16 protein-coding genes and 1 tRNA gene are annotated in these 20,088 nt (G+C 72.6%); 11 read left to right on the top strand and 6 right to left on the bottom strand.

Translation table 11 applies throughout. The annotated features are described in order from the left end of the window. Positions 1-35: 35 nt before the first annotated feature. Complete coding sequence (glgX, locus tag ASG32_RS08720; RefSeq protein WP_056524645.1) at positions 36-2,159, top strand: glycogen debranching protein GlgX; 2,124 nt, start codon at positions 36-38, stop codon at positions 2,157-2,159. Positions 2,160-2,204: 45 nt separating this feature from the next. On the opposite strand, the gene ASG32_RS08715 is transcribed toward glgX, so the two are convergent. Beyond that, positions 2,205-3,149, bottom strand: a complete 945-nt coding sequence (locus ASG32_RS08715; protein WP_012318471.1) for a ribose-phosphate pyrophosphokinase — start codon at positions 3,147-3,149, stop codon at positions 2,205-2,207. A 226-nt stretch (positions 3,150-3,375) separates the two neighbouring features. Further along, positions 3,376-3,612 carry a DUF4170 domain-containing protein gene (locus tag ASG32_RS08710; RefSeq protein ID WP_020095575.1) on the bottom strand — a complete coding sequence of 79 codons (237 nt, stop codon included), beginning with the start codon at positions 3,610-3,612 and terminating at the stop codon, positions 3,376-3,378. Positions 3,613-3,809: 197 nt separating this feature from the next. Between ASG32_RS08710 and ASG32_RS08705 the strand changes: the two genes are divergently transcribed. Next, the gene (locus tag ASG32_RS08705) at positions 3,810-4,205 is read left to right on the top strand and encodes a hypothetical protein (protein ID WP_056524642.1); all 396 of its coding nucleotides are present in this window, start codon (positions 3,810-3,812) and stop codon (positions 4,203-4,205) included. 22 nt (positions 4,206-4,227) lie between these two features. On the opposite strand, the gene ASG32_RS08700 is transcribed toward ASG32_RS08705, so the two are convergent. Both ASG32_RS08700 and ASG32_RS08695 read right to left on the bottom strand, forming a co-directional pair. Next, positions 4,228-4,488 (bottom strand): hypothetical protein, encoded by a 261-nt coding sequence (locus ASG32_RS08700; protein ID WP_056524639.1) that lies wholly within the window; start codon positions 4,486-4,488, stop codon positions 4,228-4,230. Between the two features lie 210 nt (positions 4,489-4,698). Then, positions 4,699-4,791 (bottom strand) — tRNA-Sec (locus ASG32_RS08695). A 131-nt stretch (positions 4,792-4,922) separates the two neighbouring features. Here ASG32_RS08695 and ASG32_RS08690 point away from each other — a divergent pair. From ASG32_RS08690 to ASG32_RS08655, 8 genes are all read left to right on the top strand, one after another. Continuing rightward, a complete protein-coding gene (locus ASG32_RS08690) occupies positions 4,923-7,388 on the top strand; it encodes a PAS domain-containing sensor histidine kinase (RefSeq protein WP_056524636.1) in 2,466 nt (821 codons plus the stop codon). After that, positions 7,385-8,749 carry a sigma-54 dependent transcriptional regulator gene (locus ASG32_RS08685; RefSeq protein ID WP_020095571.1) on the top strand — a complete coding sequence of 455 codons (1,365 nt, stop codon included), beginning with the start codon at positions 7,385-7,387 and terminating at the stop codon, positions 8,747-8,749. Before ASG32_RS08690 ends, ASG32_RS08685 begins: the two co-directional genes overlap by 4 nt. Before the next feature lie 196 nt (positions 8,750-8,945). Next, the gene (gene hfq, locus ASG32_RS08680) at positions 8,946-9,197 is read left to right on the top strand and encodes an RNA chaperone Hfq (protein ID WP_007563033.1); all 252 of its coding nucleotides are present in this window, start codon (positions 8,946-8,948) and stop codon (positions 9,195-9,197) included. 249 nt (positions 9,198-9,446) lie between these two features. Next, positions 9,447-10,859, top strand: coding sequence for a GTPase HflX (gene hflX, locus ASG32_RS08675; protein WP_020095570.1), 1,413 nt, complete (start codon positions 9,447-9,449; stop codon positions 10,857-10,859). After that, positions 10,859-12,184 (top strand): adenylate/guanylate cyclase domain-containing protein, encoded by a 1,326-nt coding sequence (locus ASG32_RS08670; protein WP_020095569.1) that lies wholly within the window; start codon positions 10,859-10,861, stop codon positions 12,182-12,184. The genes hflX and ASG32_RS08670 overlap by 1 nt, the downstream gene beginning before the upstream one ends. Positions 12,185-12,320: 136 nt before the next feature. Further along, positions 12,321-13,283 (top strand): putative selenate ABC transporter substrate-binding protein, encoded by a 963-nt coding sequence (locus ASG32_RS08665; RefSeq protein ID WP_244491860.1) that lies wholly within the window; start codon positions 12,321-12,323, stop codon positions 13,281-13,283. A gap of 5 nt (positions 13,284-13,288) precedes the next feature. Further along, positions 13,289-14,005 carry an ATP-binding cassette domain-containing protein gene (locus ASG32_RS08660; RefSeq protein WP_056524633.1) on the top strand — a complete coding sequence of 239 codons (717 nt, stop codon included), beginning with the start codon at positions 13,289-13,291 and terminating at the stop codon, positions 14,003-14,005. Further along, the gene (locus ASG32_RS08655; protein ID WP_056524629.1) at positions 14,005-15,564 is read left to right on the top strand and encodes a hypothetical protein; all 1,560 of its coding nucleotides are present in this window, start codon (positions 14,005-14,007) and stop codon (positions 15,562-15,564) included. The genes ASG32_RS08660 and ASG32_RS08655 overlap by 1 nt, the downstream gene beginning before the upstream one ends. A 156-nt stretch (positions 15,565-15,720) precedes the next feature. On the opposite strand, the gene ASG32_RS08650 is transcribed toward ASG32_RS08655, so the two are convergent. Together ASG32_RS08650 and ASG32_RS08645 are read right to left on the bottom strand one after the other, a co-directional pair. Continuing rightward, complete coding sequence (locus ASG32_RS08650) at positions 15,721-17,967, bottom strand: TonB-dependent siderophore receptor (protein WP_056524625.1); 2,247 nt, start codon at positions 17,965-17,967, stop codon at positions 15,721-15,723. Positions 17,968-18,196: 229 nt separating this feature from the next. After that, entirely contained in the window at positions 18,197-19,582 is a 1,386-nt protein-coding gene (locus ASG32_RS08645) for an alpha/beta hydrolase (protein ID WP_056524622.1), read from the bottom strand. A gap of 285 nt (positions 19,583-19,867) precedes the next feature. Between ASG32_RS08645 and ASG32_RS08640 the strand changes: the two genes are divergently transcribed. Beyond that, positions 19,868-20,053, top strand: coding sequence for a hypothetical protein (locus ASG32_RS08640; protein WP_056524620.1), 186 nt, complete (start codon positions 19,868-19,870; stop codon positions 20,051-20,053). Positions 20,054-20,088: the final 35 nt, after the last annotated feature.

Here is a 20,088-nt window from a genome sequence, read left to right as displayed (position 1 = left end):
CCGCCCGCCGCCATCCGTGTGACCGGACGCCCCGCATGATCGCCGTCGACGACGGGGTGCCGGCACCGCTCGGCGCCCATTTCGACGGGCGCGGCGTCAACTTCGCCCTGTTCTCCGAGCACGCCACCGCGGTCGACATCTGCCTGTTCGAGCCGGGGGAGCGGCACGAGACCCGCACGGTGCGGCTGCCCTGCCGGACCGACGACGTCTGGCACGGCTACCTGCGCGGCGTGCTGCCGGGCCAGCTCTACGGCTACCGGGTGCACGGCCCCTGGGACCCGGCGGCGGGCCACCGGTTCAACGCCTCGAAGCTCGTCCTCGACCCCTACGCGCGGGAGATCCGCGGCCGGATCCGCTGGCACGACGCGCTCTACGGCCACCGCCGGGGCGGCGGGCGCGAGGACCGGATCGACCGGCGCGACAGCGCGGTCTACATGCCGCGCTGCGTGGTCACCGCGCCGGAGGTGCCCGACCTCGCCCTCAACCCGGTCCGCCGGCCGCTCGCCGAGACGGTGGTGTACGAGGCGCACGTCAAGGCGCTGACCCGCACCCATCCCGACATTCCCGAGGCGGAGCGCGGCACCTACGGGGCGCTCGCCCACCCGGCGATCATCGAGCACCTCGTCAAGCTCGGCGTCACCGCCCTGGAGCTGCTGCCGATCCAGGCCTTCGCGGACGACCGCTTCCTGGTGGAGAAGGGGCTCGTCAATTTCTGGGGCTATCAGCCCCTGGGCTACTTCGCCCCGGAGCCGCGCTACCTGGGGGAGGGCGGCCTCGGCGGCCTGAAGGCGGCGATCCGGGAGCTGAACGCCGCCGGGATCGAGACCTGGCTCGATGTGGTCTACAACCACACCGCCGAGGGCGACCATACCGGCCCGACCCTGTCGTTCCGCGGCATCGACAACGCCAGCTACTACAAGCTCGACCCCGCCGACCCGCGCCGCAACCGCGACTGCACCGGCTGCGGCAACACCTTCGACGCGAGCCACCCGCGGGTGATGCAGCTCGTGCTCGATTCCCTGCGCCACTGGGTCACCGCCTACGGCATCGCGGGCTTCCGCTTCGACCTCGCCTCGAGCCTCGGGCGCGCGCCCTTCGCCTTCACCCCGCAGGCGGCGTTCTTCCAGGCCGTGGCGCAGGACCCGGTGCTGGCGCGGGTCAAGATGGTGGCCGAGCCGTGGGATGTCGGGGAGGGCGGCTACCAGCTCGGCGGCTATCCGCGCGGCTGGAGCGAGTGGAACGACAAGTTCCGCGACGCCGCCCGGGGCTTCTGGAAGGGCGATTCCGCCACGCTCGCCAAGGTCACGCAGGGGCTGACCGGCTCGCGCGAGGTGTTCGCCCCGTCCGGGCGCTCGCCGCTGGCCAGCGTCAACTTCATCGCCAGCCACGACGGCTACACGCTCGCCGACACGGTGTCGTACGAGGAGAAGCACAACGAGGCGAACGGCGAGGACAACCGCGACGGCCATAACCACAACGTCAGCCGCAACTACGGCGTCGAGGGCGACACCGACGACGCGGCGATCCTCGCCCTGCGCGCCCGCCAGAAGCGCAACATGCTGGCGACGGTGATGCTGGCCCAGGGCGTCCCGATGCTGCTCATGGGCGACGAGCGCTCCCGCAGCCAGGGCGGCAACAACAACGCCTACGCCCAGGACAACCCGACGAGCTGGATGGACTGGAGCGTCGATCCGGATCCGGCCCTCACGGACTTCGTGGCCAACCTGCTGGCCCTGCGCCGGGCGCAACCGGCCCTGCGGCGGCGGCGCTTCTTCACGGGCGCGCTGATCGACCCCGACGAGCCCCTGCGCGACGTGCACTGGCTCTCCCCCGAGGGCATCGAGATGGAGGTCCGGCACTGGTCGGACGACGGGCTCCAGGTCTTCGGCATGCAGATCGGCAACGACGGCGACCCGGGCGACCGCCTCCTGATGCTGTTCAATGCCGGGGCGGAGGCCGTCAGCTTCCGCCTCGCCCCGGTGATCGGCGGCCCGTGGACGCCGGCCTTCGACACGGGCGAGCCCGCGGGCGCCCGCACCCCCGGCGCGCCGGCGATCGCGGCCGGGACCGCCGTGCCGCTGCCGGGCCGCACGGTCCTGGTGCTCACCGCGCCGGGCACCGAGACCGGCAACCGGGGCGGCTGGGTGTCGGGCCGGTAGGGGCGGGGCGCCTCAGGGCCGGCCGGAATCGGCCGGACGGCGCCGTCAGTCGAACAGGCTGGAGACGCTGGATTCGGTCGCGGTCCGGCCGATCGCCTCGCCGAGCAGCGGCGCGATCGTCGCCACCCGGATGTTGCGGGCGAGCTTGACGGCCTGGGTCGGCTGGATCGAGTCGGTGATCACCAGCTCCTTCATCCGCGAGGCGGCGATGCGCGAGACCGCGCCGCCCGACAGCACGCCGTGCGTGATGTAGGCCGAGACGTCCTTGGCACCGGCGTTGAGCAGGGCCTCGGCGGCGTTGACCAGGGTGCCGCCCGAATCGACGATGTCGTCCACGAGGATGCAGGAGCGGCCCTCGACCTCGCCGATGATGTTCATCACCTCGGACTCGCCGGGGCGCTCGCGGCGCTTGTCGACGATGGCGAGCGGGCAGTCGATCCGCTTGGCGATGGCGCGCGCCCGGACCACGCCGCCGACGTCCGGCGAGACCACCATCCGGTCGGCGCTCGGCAGCCGCTCCTTGATGTCGCGCACCATCACGGGGGCGGCGAACAGGTTGTCGGTGGGGATGTCGAAGAAGCCCTGGATCTGGCCGGCGTGGAGGTCGAGGGTCAGGACGCGGTCGGCGCCGGCCTCCGTGATCAGGTTCGCCACCAGCTTGGCCGAGATCGGGGTGCGGCCGGAGGTGCGCCGGTCCTGCCGCGCGTAGCCGAAATACGGGATCACCGCCGTGATGCGCCGGGCCGAGGACCGGCGCGCGGCGTCGATCATGATCAGCAGCTCCATCAGGTGGTCGTTCGCCGGGAACGAGGTCGACTGGACGATGAACACGTCCTCGCCGCGCACGTTCTCTTGGAGCTCGACGAAGATCTCCATGTCGGCGAAGCGCCGGACCATGCACTTGGCCAGCGGCAATTCGAGATAGGCCGCGATCGCCTCGGCCAGGGGCCGGCTGGCATTCCCGGCGATGATCTTGATCGAGGATTTCATGGGCGGCCGCTCGCTCGCGGCCGGACCTCCCGCCGCTCTTGTTCAGACCGGTCTCCCGAGGAGCCGGAACGATCCGATGACGGGCGAGGCTCTTAGCAGCGGGCCGGAAGTGTCACAATGCCTTCACGGCCGCGCCCTCACCGCGCTCTTACCCCGCTCTCACCGCGGACGCGCGCGGCGGACCCGGACTCGGACCCGGGTTCGGATCCCCGCGCGCCCGGTCCCCTCAGGGGGCCGGCGGCTCCAGCAGCCGGTGCAGGTGCACCACGAAGTAGCGCGTCTGCGCGCTGTCGACGGTGGCCTGGGCCTTGGCCCGCCACGCGGCCTGGGCGGTGGCGTAGTCCGGGAAGATGCCGACGATGTCGAGGTTCTTGATGTCCCGGAACCGGACCCCGTCGAGATCCTGCAATTCACCGCCGAAGACCAAGTGCAGTCTCTGGTCGCTGTCGATTTCCGTCGTCATGGCCCGTCCTCCGTTCCTGCGCGGCGCTCGCAAATGGCGGGCCCGCGGTCAAGCCTGAACATCCGCAGGCGAGCCCCGAATCCGCCGCAGGTCTGCGGCGGCCGGGCGAGGGGGCCGGGCGAGGGGGCCCGCCGGGGGGCTGAGCGTAGCGGCGCGGTGGATGCGCAACACCGGACGCGCCGTGCTACGAGCGGCCCATGACACGCCGCCTCCTCCCCGACGCCGTCCTCGTCGCGCTGGCCCTCGGCCTCGGCGCGGCGCCGGTCCAGGCCCAGCAGGCGCCCCGCGCGCCCCGCCCCGACAGGAGCGTCCCGGACCGGCGGGCTGGGCCGCCGGTGATCGGCTGCCCGTCGCTGGCCAATTACCGCATGCTGATGCGCGACGGTGCGGCGGCGGCCGCGGCGCACTTGGCCGACCCCAAGGCGGACCATCTCGGCTGCGCGGCACTGGCGCGCACGGACCTCGCCGGCATCGTCGACAAGGTGACGCTGGGCGGCGCGAGCTACGACTGCGCCGCCGTGCGCGGCACCACGGCCTGCCACTGGATCGCGCCCGGGACGATTCCCGAAGGCCCCGCACCGGCCAAGCGCTGACGGTCGGCCGCGCGGCCCGCGCTCAGCGCAGGTGGCCGCTGGCGCGCAGGTCCCGCTCGACGGCGTCGTGGAGTGCCTGGAGGGGATTGTCGTTGATGGCGGCGGGCGGGTGCAGCGGCGCCATCGGGGCGGGCCGCGCGTCGAGCCCCGGCAGGATCGTGGCCTCGGCGCCCGGCCGACGCGGGGGAAGTCGCACGGGAAGTCGCACGGGCCGGCGCGCCGCGAGGGTTCGCAGCGCCTCGCGGGCGCCGGGCGGGAGGAGCGTGACGAGTCTGTCCAGCATGGCCGGCCTCAGCGCGCGCGGCCGGCCGCGGCCGGCGGGAACGGGACGGTGGCGGCGGATCGGTTCTTCACGCGGGCACCCGTGCGGGATCGATCGCGGGAAACGAGCCGGCACCCCCACAGTTCCGATGAAGCAGTATCGCGAATTTAATCGCACGTGTCGCCTGAATATCGGCGAACACTGGTTCATCGGTTTCGATTGTCTGAAGCGTGGCGGAAGCGGATGGGAATCGAACCCACCGTACGCTGTTGGCGTACCACTGGTTTTGAAGACCAGGAGGGCCACCAGACCCCGTTCGCCTCCGCGACCGGGGGTACGGGCGGGGCGGAGCGGGGTCAAGGCCGCCCGCGTGCGGCGGATCGCGCCGCCGATCCGCCGCCCGGATGCCCGGATTCGTATTAATTCCGCCACACTGTTGTGGCCCTGCACCAGTCATGCCGTTCCTGAGACGCTCACGGACAGAGGAAGGCCCCGCGTCGGTCCCCGAGAGGGGTGCCGACGGGGCGGGCCAGGACGCGGTCCAGCAGGACGCGGTCCAGCCGGACGCTGTCCAGCCGGCCGCGGATCAGCGGGACGCGGGCACGCCCGCGGGCCCCGGGGCGTCCCTGCCGTCCGGCACGCCCCTGGCGGAATCGCTGCGGCCGGGCCCGCGCGGTCCCGGCTGGATCGGCGCCGCCATGGTGATCACCGCCCTGGTCTCGGCGCTCGCGACCTTCCTGATCCTGGCCGGGGTGATCCGGGTGACGCCGACGCCGGCCTATGGCGTGACGCTGCTGGCCATCAACGCCGCCCTGGTGCTCGGCCTCGCGGTCATCATCGCCTGGGAGGCGCGGGTCTTCCTGCACGCCCGCAAGGCCAACGCCGCGGTGGCGCGCCTGCACACCCGCATCGTCGGCCTGTTCTCGCTGATCGCGATCCTGCCGACGATCCTGCTCGCCGTGGTCGCCTCGGTGACGATCGACCGGGGCCTGTCGCTCGGCTTCACCGACCGGGTCCGGGACGTGGTGCTGAAATCCGTGGAGGTGGCCGACGCCTACCAGGAGAACCAGTGCCAGAGCCTCGCCCGCGAGATCCGCATCCTCGCCGACGACCTCACCCGGGCCCGGCCGAACTTCGACGTGAACCGGGACTGGTTCCAGACCTTCCTGACCACCCGGGCGACCAATCTCGGCCTGCCGGTGGCGCAGATCATGCGCGGCCCCACCGAGGTGGTGGCCCGGGCCAAGATCGACGTCCTGAAGACGAACCGCCTGCCCTCAGCGGCGGCCTTCGAGGACGCGGCGAACTCCGCCGATCCGATCTGCCTCCTGCCCACCGAGGGCCGGGTCTTCGCCGCGCTGCTGCGCATGCCGGCCTACGACGACGCCGTGCTGATGGTGCAGCGGGAGGTGAGCCAGCTCGCCATCGAGTTCCCCGGCGTGTCCCGGGCGGCGGCGGCCGAGTACCTCACCTACGATTCGCTGCGCCGCTCGATCCAGATCACCTTCGCGTCGGTGTTCCTGCTGATCGCGCTGATCGCGCTGCTCTCGGCCGTCTGGTTCGGCATGAACTTCGCCAACCGGTTCGTGGCGCCGATCCGGCGGCTGATCAACGCCGCCGACCAGGTGGCGTCGGGCAATTTCTACGCCCAGGTGCCGACCAAGAAGACCAGCGGCGACCTTGCCCACCTGGGCGAGAGCTTCAACAAGATGACCCAGGAGCTGCGCCGCCAGCATGCCGGCCTGATCGCCGCGAGCGACCTGATCGACACCCGCCGCCGCTTCACCGAGGCCGTGCTGTCGGGGGTCTCGCCCGGGGTGATCGGCCTCGACGCGGCGGGCTTCGTCACCATCGCCAACCCCGCCGCCGAGCGGATGCTCGACCTCGCGAGCGACGCCCTGGTCGGCGAGCCGCTGGCCCGCGCGGTGCCGGAGCTCGCGCCGGTGCTGGCCGAGAGCGAGGCGCGCCCGCGCAGCCTGCAGCAGCAGCAGGTCCAGCTCACCCGGTCCCGGGGCGAGCGCACCATCACGGTGCGGGTCACGAGCGAGCAGGCGCAGGGGGCGTCCCGCGGCTCGGTGGTGACGCTCGACGACATCACCGACCTCGTCCAGGCGCAGCGCAGCTCCGCCTGGGGCGACGTGGCGCGCCGCATCGCCCACGAGATCAAGAACCCGCTGACCCCGATCCAGCTCTCCGCCGAGCGGATCCGGCGCAAGTACGGGAAGGTCATCACCGCCGACAAGGAGGTGTTCGACCAATGCACCGCCACGATCGTCCGGCAGGTGGACGAGATCAAGCGCATGGTCGACGAGTTCTCGGCCTTCGCGCGGATGCCGAAGCCCGCCATCGCGCCGAACGACCTCACCGAGATCGCCAAGCAGAACCTGTTCATGATGCGGGTCGCGCACCCGGACATCGACTTCGCGTTCTCGGCCCAGGGCGGCGCGGGCAGTGCGGAGAAGATCGTTGCGGCCTTCGACATCAGGCTGCTCAGCCAGGTGATCACCAACATCCTCAAGAACGCCGTCGAGGCGGTGGCCGAGGTGCCGGAGGCCGAGCTCGGCAAGGGCAAGATCAGCCTGAACCTCGCCGTCGAGGACGGGTTCGCGGTGATCGCCGTCACCGACAACGGCAAGGGATTCCCGGCCGAGGGGCGCCAGCGCCTGCTCGAGCCCTACATGACCACCCGCGAGGGTGGAACCGGGCTGGGGCTTGCTATCGTCAGCAAGGTGCTCGAGGAGCACGGCGGCGGGATCGAGCTGAACGACAATCCCGCCGGCCGCGGCGGCCAGGTCCGGATGCGGGTCCCGCGCGAGCACGGGCCCGAGCCGGCGGCGGCGGCCTCTGAGACCAGTCCCGTCACGACAGAGGAGAAGGGCGCCGCGCCGACGGCCCCCCGGATCGCGGAGATGCACGCATGAGCGCCGATATCCTGATCGTCGACGACGAGGCCGACATCCGCGACCTCGTCGCCGGGATCCTGGACGACGAGGGCCACCGCTGCCGCACGGCCGGCGGCTCGGACGAGGCGCTCGCCGCCATCGAGGCGCGCCGGCCGCACCTCGTCTTCCTCGACATCTGGCTGCAGGGCTCCCGGCTCGACGGCCTGCAGGTGCTCGACCTGATCAAGGCCGCGAACCCCGACCTGCCGGTGGTGATGATCTCGGGCCACGGCAACATCGAGACTGCGGTCTCGGCCATCAAGGCAGGCGCCTACGACTTCATCGAGAAGCCGTTCAAGGCCGACCGGCTGATCCTGGTGGCCGAGCGGGCGCTGGAGGCCTCCCGGCTCCGGCGCGAGGTCCGCGACCTGACGGCGCGCTCCGGCGCCACCAACCGCATCGTCGGCACGTCGCTCGCCATCAACCAGCTGCGCCAGACCCTCGACCGGGTGGCGCCGACGAACGCCCGGGTGATGATCACCGGGGCGCTGGGCGCCGGCAAGGAGCTCGCGGCGCGCAGCCTGCACAAGGCCTCGGCCCGCTCGAATGGCCCGTTCGTGCTCCTCAACGCGGCGGCGATCCTGCCCGAGACCATGGAGGCCGAGCTGTTCGGGGTCGAGGGCGAGAGCGGCCGGCGGGTCGGCGCCCTGGAGGAGGCCCACGGCGGCACCCTCTACCTCGACGAGGTCGCCGACATGCCGCGGGAGACCCAGAACCGGATCCTGCGCGTCCTCGTCGACCAGAACTTCCAGCGGGTCGGCGGCACGACGCGGGTCCACGTCGATGTCCGCATCATCTCCTCGTCCTCCCGGGACCTTCAGGAGGAGATCGCCGCCGGCCGCTTCCGCGAGGACCTGTTCCACCGCCTGTCGGTGGTGCCGATCCGGGTCCCGGCCCTGTCGGAGCGCCGGGAGGATGTGCCCGAGCTGATCCAGTTCTTCATGGACAACATCTCGTCCCAGACCGGCCTGCCCAAGCGCCGGATCGCCGAGGACGCCATGGCGGTGCTGCAGTCGCACAACTGGCCGGGGAACGTGCGCCAGCTCAAGAACAACGTCGAGCGGCTGATGATCCTGACCCAGGCCGACCCGGAGCAGGAGGTCACCTCGGAGATGCTGCCCTCCGAGATCGGCGCCCTGGTGCCGACGACGCCGGGCGGCGCGGGCGGCGAGAAGCTGATGAGCCTCGCGCTCCGGGAGGCCCGCGAGATCTTCGAGCGCGAGTACCTCGTGGCGCAGATCGCGCGGTTCTCGGGCAACATCTCCCGCACCGCCGAGTTCATCGGCATGGAGCGCTCGGCCTTGCACCGCAAGTTGAAGTCCCTCGGCATCGGCCCGTGAGGCCGCGGCGCCGGGGCGCGCGTTGAGGGCGGGGCCGATCCGTCACGGATCGGCTGGAACGGGGGTTGCTTGCACCCACGCTTTCACGTCGTCATGGTGTTGGTATACACGGCCCTGGACCGGATGATCGGACGATCCGGCCCGCGGCATACTCCTCCCGGACCGAGCGAGCCGGGACAACAAGAAGGCCAAGAAGATGGCGGGCGAACGCGCACAGAACCTTCAGGACACCTTTCTCAACCATGTCCGCAAGAACAAGATTCCGCTGACCATCTTCCTCGTCAACGGCGTCAAGCTGCAGGGCGTGGTGACGTGGTTCGACAATTTCTGCGTGCTGCTGCGCCGGGACGGGCACTCGCAGCTGGTCTACAAGCACGCGATCTCCACGATCATGCCGGGCCACCCGGTGCAGCTGTTCGAGCCGGACGAGACCGCCGAGAAGGCGTGAGGGCCGGCGGCCCCGGCGCCTAGCGGGCCGGAAGCCGGGGATCGGGCGGGTCGGAGGCCCAATGCGCCGCGCGGGCGACGCCGCGCGACCGGCGCGGCCGCGGCGGGGGGAGGGCGGAGACCCCGCCCGCCGACGGATATCTGTGCCCGTTCGCGGCCGGCATCTTGGCCCGGCCCGCCCGCATCCCCATTCTGACACTCCGACCTCTCCAACGAAGCCGTCGCCCGGGGCGGCGGCGCCGAAGGCCGTATGACCGAAACGCTGACGTCCGGCGAAGCCCGCCTCCAGGCGCAGGCCGCCCCCGAGGGCGAGATCGCCGCGGCGACCCACACCCTGGTGATCGGCCCCTACCTCGCCCGCGGCGCGGCGGGGGCCGGCCCCGGACCGGCCGCGCCGTCGCGCTCCGTGGAGGCCCGCCTCGACGAGGCGACCGGGCTCGCCGCCGCGATCGAGCTCGACGTGGTCGAGAGCCTCGCCGTCAGCCTGCCGCGGATCCGGCCCTCCACCTATCTCGGCAAGGGCCGGGTCGAGGAGATCGCCGGCCTGATCCGCGCCCGCGAGATCGGCCTCGTCGTGATGGACTGCGCCCTGTCGCCGGTGCAGCAGCGCAACCTCGAGAAGGCCTGGGGCGCCAAGGTCATCGACCGCACCGGCCTGATCCTGGAGATCTTCGGGCGCCGCGCCTCCACGCGCGAGGGCACGCTGCAGGTCGAGCACGCCCACCTCGCCTACCAGAAGTCCCGCCTCGTCCGCTCCTGGACCCACTTGGAGCGCCAGCGCGGCGGCTTCGGCTTCCTGGGCGGCCCCGGCGAGACCCAGATCGAGGCCGACCGGCGCATGATCCAGGAGCGCATGACCCGGATCGAGCGCGACCTCGACGCGGTGGTGCGCACCCGCGGCCTGCACCGGCAGAGCCGGGCCCGTGTGCCGTACCCGATCGTCGCGCTCGTCGGCTACACGAACGCCGGGAAGTCGAGCCTGTTCAACGCCCTGACCCGGGCCGAGGTCACCGCCAAGGACATGCTGTTCGCGACCCTCGACCCCACCGCGCGGGCGACCAAGCTGCCCCACGGCGAGACCGTGATCCTGTCGGACACGGTGGGCTTCATCTCCGACCTGCCGACGCCCCTGATCGCGGCCTTCCGGGCGACGCTCGAGGACGCCATCGAGGCCGACGTGCTGCTCCACGTGCGCGACGTCGCCCATGTCGATTCCGAGGCCCAGGCCGAGGATGTCGGCGAGGTCCTGCGCGAGCTCGGCATCGAGACCAGCACCGACCGGATCATCGAGGTCTGGAACAAGGCCGACCTGCTCGACGACGACGAGCGCGCGCGGCTCCTGAACCTCAGCGGCCAGGCCAGGGCCCGCAACGACCGCGACAGCGCCGCGCCGGTCCTGGTCTCGGCGGTGACCGGGGAGGGGCTCGCCGCGCTGTCGGCCCGGATCGAGGCGCGGATCGGGCGCAACCGCGCGAGCTTCGCGGTGGCGCTGCCGCCGGAGGACGGGGCGGCGCTGAACTGGCTCTACGAGAACGCCGAGATCCTCGACCGCCGGTCGGAGGCCGACGGCACCCTGCACCTCGCGATCCGGATCGCCCCCGAGAAGGAGCCGCGCTTCCTCAACCGCTTCGCGGCGGCCCGGCGCCTCGGCCGGGGCGGTTGATGGCCTCGGGCAGCGCCGGCAACCCGACGCTCTCCGCGCTGCGGCCCGCGCGGGCTCCTGCCGAGGGCCGGGCGGATCCCGGATCGGACGACGAGGCGGTGCTGCGGACCATGCAGGCCGGCGGCGGCCTGCGCCTGCTCGGCCTGCGGGTGGTGATCGTGCTGGTGCTGCTGATGGCGGCCCAGGCCTATGACGGCTCGCTGCACGCCCTGAGCCACTGGTTCATCCTCGGCCTGTACGGCCTCGGCACGATCTGGTTCGGGCTGCGGGAGCGGGGCGGCGGCCCCGCGGCCACCGTCTACAGCTGGGCCGGCACCGGCCTCAATGCCGGGCTCGCCGTCTACGTGATCATCGAGCACATGCTGGCCGGGGGCGGGGCGGGGCTCGGCGCCGACGCGGTGAGCCGCCTGCCCGCCTTCCTGCTCCTGCTCCAGACCGGCCTGAGCATGCGGGTGGCGCAGACCCTGCTGTTCTGCGGGCTCGTCACCGTCTGCTGGAGCGCGGCCTTCCTGGTCGGCCTGATCCATCCGGACCTGTTCCCGAACGCCGACACCTTCCCGACCGCGCAGCTCACCGGGCTCGCCACCTTCATGGCGGCGGGCCTCCTGGTGGTCGACGGCATGGTCCGCCTGCGCGCCGCGGTGGTCCGGGCCCTGCGCATGGAGCACGAGCGGACCCAGCTCGCCCGCTTCGTGCCCGACACGGTCGCCCTCGACCTCGCCGCCGACGACGGCGATTCCGGCCTCGGCATCCACCGGCGCCACGCCTGCCTGATGATCCTCGACATCCGCGGCTTCTCGCGGCTCTCCCGCGAGCACCCGCCCGAGGCCATGGTGACGGCCCTGCTGGGGGTCCGGGCGGCGGCCCAGGCGGCAGTGGCGGAGCAGGGCGGCCTCGTCGACAAGTATATCGGCGACGCGGTGCTGGTGCAGTTCGTCGTCGGCCATCCCGACGTCCAGGCGCGCGCGGCGCTCGCCTGCGCCCTGTCGATCCGCGACCGGATCGCCGCGCTCAACGCGGCCCGCGCCCGGGAGAATCTGTTCCCCCTGCGGGTCGTGGTCGCCCTGCACGCGGGCGACCTGCTGGTCGGGGTCTTCGACGACGGCGTGCGGGCCGAGTACACGGTGCTGGGTCCGGCGATGAACGCCCTGGCGCGGATCGAGACCCAGGCCAAGGCGGCCGAGATCGAGATCGCCGCGTCGGGAGACTTCCTGGACCTGCTCGGCGGCGTGCTCCCGGCCGGGATCCGGGCCGTGCCGGTGCCGGACGCCGCCCTGCCGGAGCACCTCACCCTGTCGGCGATCGCGGTGGCGCCCGGCGCCTGAGGCGGCTTCACGGCGGTCTCCCGGCGGCCCCAGGGCGCCCGGATCGCGAGGATCGAGGCTGGCACGCACGGCGTCTTCTGCTACGCCCGCCGTCTTGCGGGCCCACCGTGCGTGGGCGTGGTGCCACGAGGACGCGATGCAGGGATCGACGCTGGGATCGAAGGCGGGCTCGAAGTCGGGATCGACGCTGAGCTCGAGGCGAGGACCGGGCTGGCTGGGGCGGCTCGCCCTGGGCGTCCTGGCGGCCCTGGCCGCCGCCGGGCCGGCGCGGGCGCAGGAGAAGCCGGCCGCGAAGGCGCTCCCGCCCCTCGTCTTCACCGGCATCCCCGACCAGGACGAGAGCCGGCTGGTCGAGCGCTTCGGCAAGGTCGCCGCCTATCTGGAGGCCGAGCTCGGCGTGCCGGTGCGCTACATCCCGGTGAAGAGCTACCCGGCGGCGGTCACCGCCTTCACCAACGGGCAGGTGCAGCTCGCGTGGTTCGGCGGCTTCACCGGCGTCCAGGCGCGCAAGGCCGTGCCGGGCTCCCAGGCGATCGCGCAGGGCGCCGAGGACGCGGCGTTCAAGACCTACGTCATCGCCAACGCCGCCACCGGGCTGAAGCCGGCGAAGGATTTCCCGAAGGCCGTCGCGGGCAGGACCTTCACGTTCGGCGCCCGCGCCTCGACCTCCGGGCGGCTGATGCCCGAGTACTTCGTCCGGCAGGCCTTCCCGGGGAAGACCCCGGAGCAGGTCTTCGCCCGGGTCGGCTTCTCGGGCGACCACACCCGGACGATCCAGCTGGTCCAGTCCGGCGCCTTCGCGGTCGGCGCCGTCGACTACTCGGTCTGGGACCTCGACTCGAAGGCCGGCAAGGTCGACCCGAAGGCCGTCTCGGTGATCTGGGAGAGCCCGACCTTCCCCGATTACCAGTGGACCGTGCGGGGCGACGTGGAGCAGACCTACGGCGCCGGCTTCACCGACAGGCTGCGGGCCGCGCTGACCGGCATCGCCGACCCGGCGATCCTGGAGCCGTTCGGGCGCTCGAAGTTCATCCCCGTGACCAACGCGGCCTACGAGCCCCTCGTCGAGGTCGGACGCTCCACCGGCCTCCTGGACTGACGCGCGTGTCGCGCGGCGCGGCAGCCGGCACGGCAGCCGGCGAGGAGTCGGGCGCGGGGTCCGGCGCGGCCATCGTCCTGGCGAACGCCTCCGCGGCCTATGACGGGCGCCCGGTTCTGTCGGGCCTCGACCTGACCGTGCGGGCGGGCGAGCGGGTCGCGCTCATGGGGCGCTCGGGGGCCGGCAAGTCGACCCTGATCGGCCTGATCCACGGGCAGGCCCCCGGGCGGGTGGCCCTGGTGCCTCAGGCGGCCGCCCTGGTGCGGCCGCTCTCGGTGTTCCACAACGTCTACATGGGCCGCCTCGACCGGCGCTCGACCCTGCACAACCTGCGCACCCTGGTCCGGCCGGCGCGGGCCGACGTCGCCGCCGTGGAGGCGGTCCTCGACCGGGTCGGGCTCGCGGACCGGCTCTGGGACCGGGCCGGGGAACTCTCCGGCGGCCAGCAGCAGCGCGTCTCGGTGGCCCGCGCCCTCTACAACGGACGGCCGATCCTGGTGGCGGACGAGCCGGTCTCGGCGCTGGACCGCCAGCAGGGCGGCCGGATCCTCGTCGAGCTGGCCCGCGGGCACGAGACCCTGATCCTGGCGCTCCACGACGTGGCCCTGGCCCTCGCCCACACCGACCGGGTCGTGGTGCTGGAGGCCGGCCGGATCGTCCTCGACGCGCCCTCGGCCGGCCTCGACCCGGCGCGGCTCAGCCCGTTCTACGAGGCCGCCTGATGGGCGCTCTCGCCGGCAAGGCCGCGTTCCTGCCGCGGCCGGGCTACGCGGCGGTGAGCCGCTGGTTCCTGGCGGCGGCGCTCGCCGGCCTGCTGGTCGCCGACCTGCAGGTCACGACCCTCCACCCCTTCGCCGACCTCGCCCGGCTGCTGGGCGGCCTGATCCGGCCCGATTTCCCCGCCGTCGAGGGCTGGAGCGTCCTCTACACCGTGGCCTTCGCGATGCTCGGCGTCGGGCTCGGGGCCGGGACGGGGCTGCTGCTCGCCGTCCCCTTCGCCCGCTCGCGCGCCGTCCGGCTCGCCTGCGCGGGCCTGCGCGCCGTCCACGAGCTGTTCTGGGCGCTGCTGCTGATGCAGGTCTTCGGCCTGTCGGCGACCACCGGCGTCCTCGCCATCGCGCTGCCCTACGCGGGCATCTGCGCCAAGGTCTACGCCGAGTTGATCGAGGAGGCCGACCTCGCGGCGCTCCGCGTCCTGCCCGCGGGCACCGGCGCGGTCTCGGCCTTCCTGTACGCGCGCCTGCCCGAAGTGGCCGGACGGATGCGCGACTACACCCTCTATCGCCTCGAATGCGGCCTGCGCTCCAGCCTCGTGCTGGGCTTCATCGGCCTGCCGACCATGGGCTTCGCCTTCGAATCCGCCTTCCGCCAGGGCCGCTACGCCGAGGCCGGGGCGCTGCTCCTGATCTTCTACGCGCTGATCGGCACGCGCCGGCTCTGGGTGCGCGCCCGGACCCTGCCGTTCCTCCTCGTCGGCGCCGTGCTGGCGCTGCCGCCGACCGTCGGCAGCGCGGCGATCGGCCCGAGCCTCGCCCGCTTCCTCGGCCACGACGTCGTGCCGGCCCCGCTCCGGGGCGCGCCGCTCGCCGAGCCCGAGACCTGGGCGCGGCTCTGGTCGTGGCTGCGCCCGATCCTGACCGAGCAGGTCCTGCCCGGGACCGCCCAGACCCTGATCCTGGCGCAGATCGCCCTGGCCGCCACCGCCCTCGGGGCCCTCGTCCTGTTCCCGCTGACCGCGCGGCGCTTCGCCGGGCCGATCGGGCGGCCGCTGGGGCGGGCGCTCCTCGTGGTGGTGCGCTCCACGCCGGAATACATGCTGGCCTACGTCGCCCTGCAGCTGCTCGGCCCCTCGATGCTGCCGGCGATCCTGGCGCTCGCCCTGCACAATGCCGGCATCGTCGCCTACCTGATGGGCCGGCACGCCGACGCGATCCCCTACCGGGCGGACGCCCCCCGGGGCCTCGACCTCTACGCCTACGAGACCGTGCCGCGGCTCTACGGGCAGTTCCTGGCCTACCTGCTCTACCGCTGGGAGCTGATCCTGCGGGAGAGCGCGATCTTCGGCATCCTGGGGGTCACGACCTTGGGCTTCTATGTCGACGCCGCGATCTCGGAATTGCGCCTCGACGTGACCCTGGTGCTGATCGCCGCCACCGCGCTGGTGACGATGGCGGTCGACGCGTTCTCGCGGGCGCTCCGCCGGTCCCTGCGGATCGACACCCTGCCGACCCGGCTCTCCGGGCCGCAGCCGATCACCGGGGCGGAGGCTGCGGACGGCTGATCGGAGCGCCGCCGTCGTTGCGAGCGGAGCGAAGCAATCCAGCAGCGCCACGCCCGCCGATGTCGCGCTGCCCTGGATCGCCTCGCTGCGCTCGCGATGACGGGGGGCTGGTCACCATGCTGCGGGCGGCCGCAAACAAGAACCGCCCGGGCCACCTCACCACTTGTAGCTGACCTTCGCCAGCACCCGCCGGGCGTCGCCGTAGAAGCAGGACACGTTCGACTGGCAGGAGGCGACGTAGCGCCGGTCGGCGAGGTTCGAGGCGTTCACCTGGAAGCGCCAGTTCTCGTAATCGTAGTGCACCTGCGCGTCGAACAGCACGTAGTCGGGCACCCGCAGGGTGTTGGCCACGTCCGCGAAGGAGCTGCCGACGTAGCGCACGCCGCCGCCGAAGCCGAAGCCGCGCCACGGCCCGAGCGGGATGGTGTAGTCGGCGAACAGCGAGGCCAGGGTCTGGGGGATGTTGACCGGCGTCTTGCCCACCCGCACCGGATCGGCATCCCGCTCGGTGGTGAAGTCGAACTTGGTGAAGGACGCCACGAGGTTGAGGCCGTCGGCGACGTTGGCGACGAGCTGCGCCTCGAAGCCGGTGGAGCGCACCGCGCCGACCTGCGTCTGGAAGATCGTGTTCACCGGGTTGGGGGTGAGCACGTTGCTGCGGTGGATGTCGAAGCCCGCCAGCGTCAGGAAGTAGCCCTGGCCGGGCGGCTCGAACTTGACGCCGCCCTCGACCTGATCGCCGGTATCGGGCCTGAAGGTGCGGTTGTTGATGTCCACGCCGATCTGGGGCTGGAACGAGGTCGCGTACATGATGTAGGGCGCGAGGCCGAAGTCGAAGTTGTAGATCGCCGCCGCCCGGTAGGTGAAGGCGCTGTCGTTGCGGCCGTTGGTGTTGGCGGGCGTCAGGCGGTCGTAGACGGTGTTCTGGACGAAGTCCTGGCGGCCGCCGAGGATCAGGGTCAGCTCCGGCGTGAGCTTGATCTGGTCCTGGAAGTAGAGGCCGACCTGCTGGAACGAGTTGGCGTTGATCAGGTAGGGCGAGGCCGAGACCGCCTGCGGGCCGTAAGAGGGCGCGAGGATGTTGAGGTCGGGGCCGGGGAAGCCCGAGGCCTGGTTGTCGTGGATCTGGAAGTTCCGGTACTCCACGCCCATCAGGAAGTCGTGGCGGAAGAAGCCGTCGAAGAACTTGGCCTCGGCCTGCGTGTCGACGTCGAGCTGCGCGATCTTGGCGGAATCCCGGAACAGGTAGCGGCCGAGCTGGGTCTGGAGCGGGTCGGTGTAGCCGAGCTGGCCGATATAGGAGTTCTGGAAGCTCTGCGTGTAGCCGTAGCGGGCGTTCTGGCGCACCGCCCAGGTGTCGTCGAAGACGTGCTCGAACTCGTAGCCGATGAAGGCCTGGTCGCGCCGGAAGGTGTTGAAGCCGGCATCGCCCACGTTGAGCGAGCGCGGGATGCGCAGGCCGAGCACGGTCGGCCGGGCCGTGCCGTAATAGGGCAGGAAGTTCGCCGTCACGGCCGTGTTGTCGTGCTGGAAGCTCGACAGGATCGTGAACTTGGTCGACCCGTCCGGCTTATAGGTGAAGGCCGGGGCGATGTAGTAGCTGTCGTCCGGCGCGCCCTGGACCTGCGTGCCGCCGTTGCGGGCGTAGCCGGTCAGGCGGCCGAACCAGTGGCCCTCGGCGTCGGCCGGGCCGCCGACGTCGAAGGCGGCGTAGCGCTGGTCGAAGGAGCCGCCGCCGACCTCGACGAGCCCGAACGGGGTCTCGGTCGGGCGCTTGCTGATCTGGTTGATCAGGCCGCCGGGATTGCCGGCGCCGAACAGCACCGCGGAGGGGCCGCGCAGCACCTCGATGCGCTCCAGCCCGAACGTGTTCACGCGGCTGTAGGCGAAGCCGTAGTTCAGGAGCTGCAGGCCGTTGAGGTAGAGGCCGTAATCGCTGACCACGAAGCCGCGGAGCTGGAAGAAGTCGAGGCGCGTGTCGGCGCCGAAGGTGCCCGCGTAGGTGCCGGCGACGTACTGGGTCGCCTGGGTGAGGGTCTGGGCGTTCTGGGTGTCGAGCTGCTTGCGGCCCACGACGCTGATCGATTGCGGCGTCTCGATCAGCGGGGTGTTGGTCTTGGTCGCGGTCGCCGAGCGCCGGGCCACGTAGCCGTCGATCGGGCCGGTCGGGCTCTCCGCGCCGCGCACGGGCGCGCCAGCGGGGCCCCCGGAGGCCGGGCCGCCGCCCTGGCCGGTGACGCTCAGCTCCTCGAGCTGCACGCTGCCGCCGGCGGTCGGGCCGGCGCCGCCGCGGCGCGGCGCGTCCTGGGCGAGGCTCGGCGCGGCCTGCGCCAGCACGGCGAGCGAGGCCCCGGCGAGCAGGGCGCGCAGGGTGATGCCGGGGAGGGGGTGGACGGCTCTCATGGTCTCTTGCCGGATGCGACGCTGCGGGCAGCCGACCGCGCGCGCCGGGACCCACCCCGGCGTCTCGGCCGCGCTGTTTAGAATTGTGATAAAGTACTGTAAAACTTGATCTTTCTCCATCCGGACTACGGGCAGCCGGACGCGGCCGCAAGCGGCCTTCACGCGGAAGGCGACGCCTGTTGCCGTAGCGACACGTATCGGTGGTGGGGCGGGGGGCGGTCCCGTGCGGCTACTTCACCCGGTCCGCGAGCCAGCCGGCCAGGACGTCCGCGACGGCGTCGCTGTTCGTCTCCAGCATCATCATGTGGCCGTTGCCGTGGAGGCCGCGGTCGGCCAGCCGGACCACGTCCGGCCTGGCGCCGGCCTGGGTCAGGAACGCGACGGTGCAGTCGTCGTAGGTCGCGTGGAAGGAGGCCTCCGCGGTCACCACCACGGCCGGCACCTTGGCGAGGTTCGGCAGGGACCGGACGGGCTCGCCCTGCAGCCAGCAGCGGATCCGCCCGTCCGCGGCCCTGTCGGACTTGGATTCGGACCCCTTGGCCGCCTGCGCCACCGTCAGGTCCTCGGGCGCCCGGACCGGCGGGTCGAAGGTCAGCGGCATGCGGGTCAGCCCGTAGGCGCGGGCGCGCCCGTCGCCGGTCTTCTCCCAGAACTCCTTGCCGCCGCGGAACTGCACGTCGAAGAAGGGCGGGCCGTTCGGCTCGACGGCGACATGCGCCTTCACGAGGTCCGGCCGCGCGTCCGAGGCCGCCCAGCCGAACAGGGCCGCCTGACCGTGGGTGAGCAGGATCGCCGGCCCGATCCTGTCCAGCAGCGCCACCAGGGCCGGGTCGACCCATTCCTCGGTCTGCTGGCTGTTGGCGAGGAACGGGACCTGGCTGGCGAAGAACTGGTCGAAGGCGGCGTTGCCCTGCACGCCGGCCCCGCCCGGCCAGCGGGTGTGGAGCTTGGCCTGCGGGTAGAGGTCGTAGACCTCGGGGGCCGTGTGGGTGCGCTCCAGGCTGCGGGTGCCGAGCCGGTCGTAGGGGCCGTAGACCTCCGGGTTGGTGCCCGAGCGCCCGCGCCCGACCTGATCGACCACGTAGACCTGGTAGCCCTTCTCGACGAAGCGCTGCACCCAGCCCGGGCGGCCGTCCGCGGTGGCGAGGTAGTTCACGCCGGTCTGGGCGAGGCCGTGGACCATCACCACCGGGTAGGGCTGCGTGACCCGGGCCGGGGTGCGCGACTGCACGAACATCTGGCCGACCATCACGGTCTTGTCGCCGAGCTTCTGGTAGCGGCCGCCGATGTAGAAGTAGCCGGCGCGGGTCACCGGCTCGGCCGGGCCCGGCTCCGCCGTCGCCGCCGGCGCTCCCGGCGCGGCGGGGGCGGGCGCCGCGCTCCGGGGCGGGGCGTTCGGAGGCGTCGCGGGCTGGGGAGCGGGCAGGGGCGCGGGCTGGGCCGGGACCGGCCCCTGCGCCCGGGCGGGGCCCGCGACAGGCCCGGCTCCCAGCACAGTTCCCAGTCCGGCGGCCAGGATCAGCCCCTGAGCGGCGCGCAGCGCCGGGCGGGTGCCGTTCGCGGTGCCGTTCGCGATGCCGTTCGCGATGCCGCCCGCGATGCCGCTGCCGGCCATGCCGTCTCTCCCGGATGCGCGCCGCTCCGCGCCGGCGCTTATTGCGGGAAACGCAACGTTCCACCAGCCAGGAAAGCTGCACGGTCCCGCGCGATCATCCCCGGCCGGACGAAGCGTCGCGGCGACCGGGATCGCGGCCGAGCCCGGCCCTCCGCGCATGCCAGGCGCGACCGCGGCGGCGCTGGCGCGGCGCGGGCGGCGCGCCCACTTTGGGGAGGCACCGGCGCCACAGCGGCGCCCCCCGCCCGGATCGCCCGCGGCGGGGCGAAGCCAAGGACTCCCGCCGTGGATCCCGAAACCGCCAAGACCCTGGTCTCCGCCGCCCTGGTCGCGTCGATCACCCTGTTCAGCCTTGTGTCGCTCCAGGCGTTCGTCGCCCAGATCCTGGCCGACCTGCGCGACGCCGGGTCCGCCCCGAAGCCCGTGCCGGTGCCGGTGCGCGTCGACCGCCGGGATCCGCCGCAGGCCTGACCGGCCCGCCGCTCCGATCGACGGGTGCCGGGCCG

Source organism: Methylobacterium sp. Leaf361 (assembly GCF_001424445.1).
Classification (GTDB): domain Bacteria; phylum Pseudomonadota; class Alphaproteobacteria; order Rhizobiales; family Beijerinckiaceae; genus Methylobacterium.
Note: the sequence above shows the minus strand (reverse complement) of the source record. Positions and strands in the feature narration are given on the sequence as shown.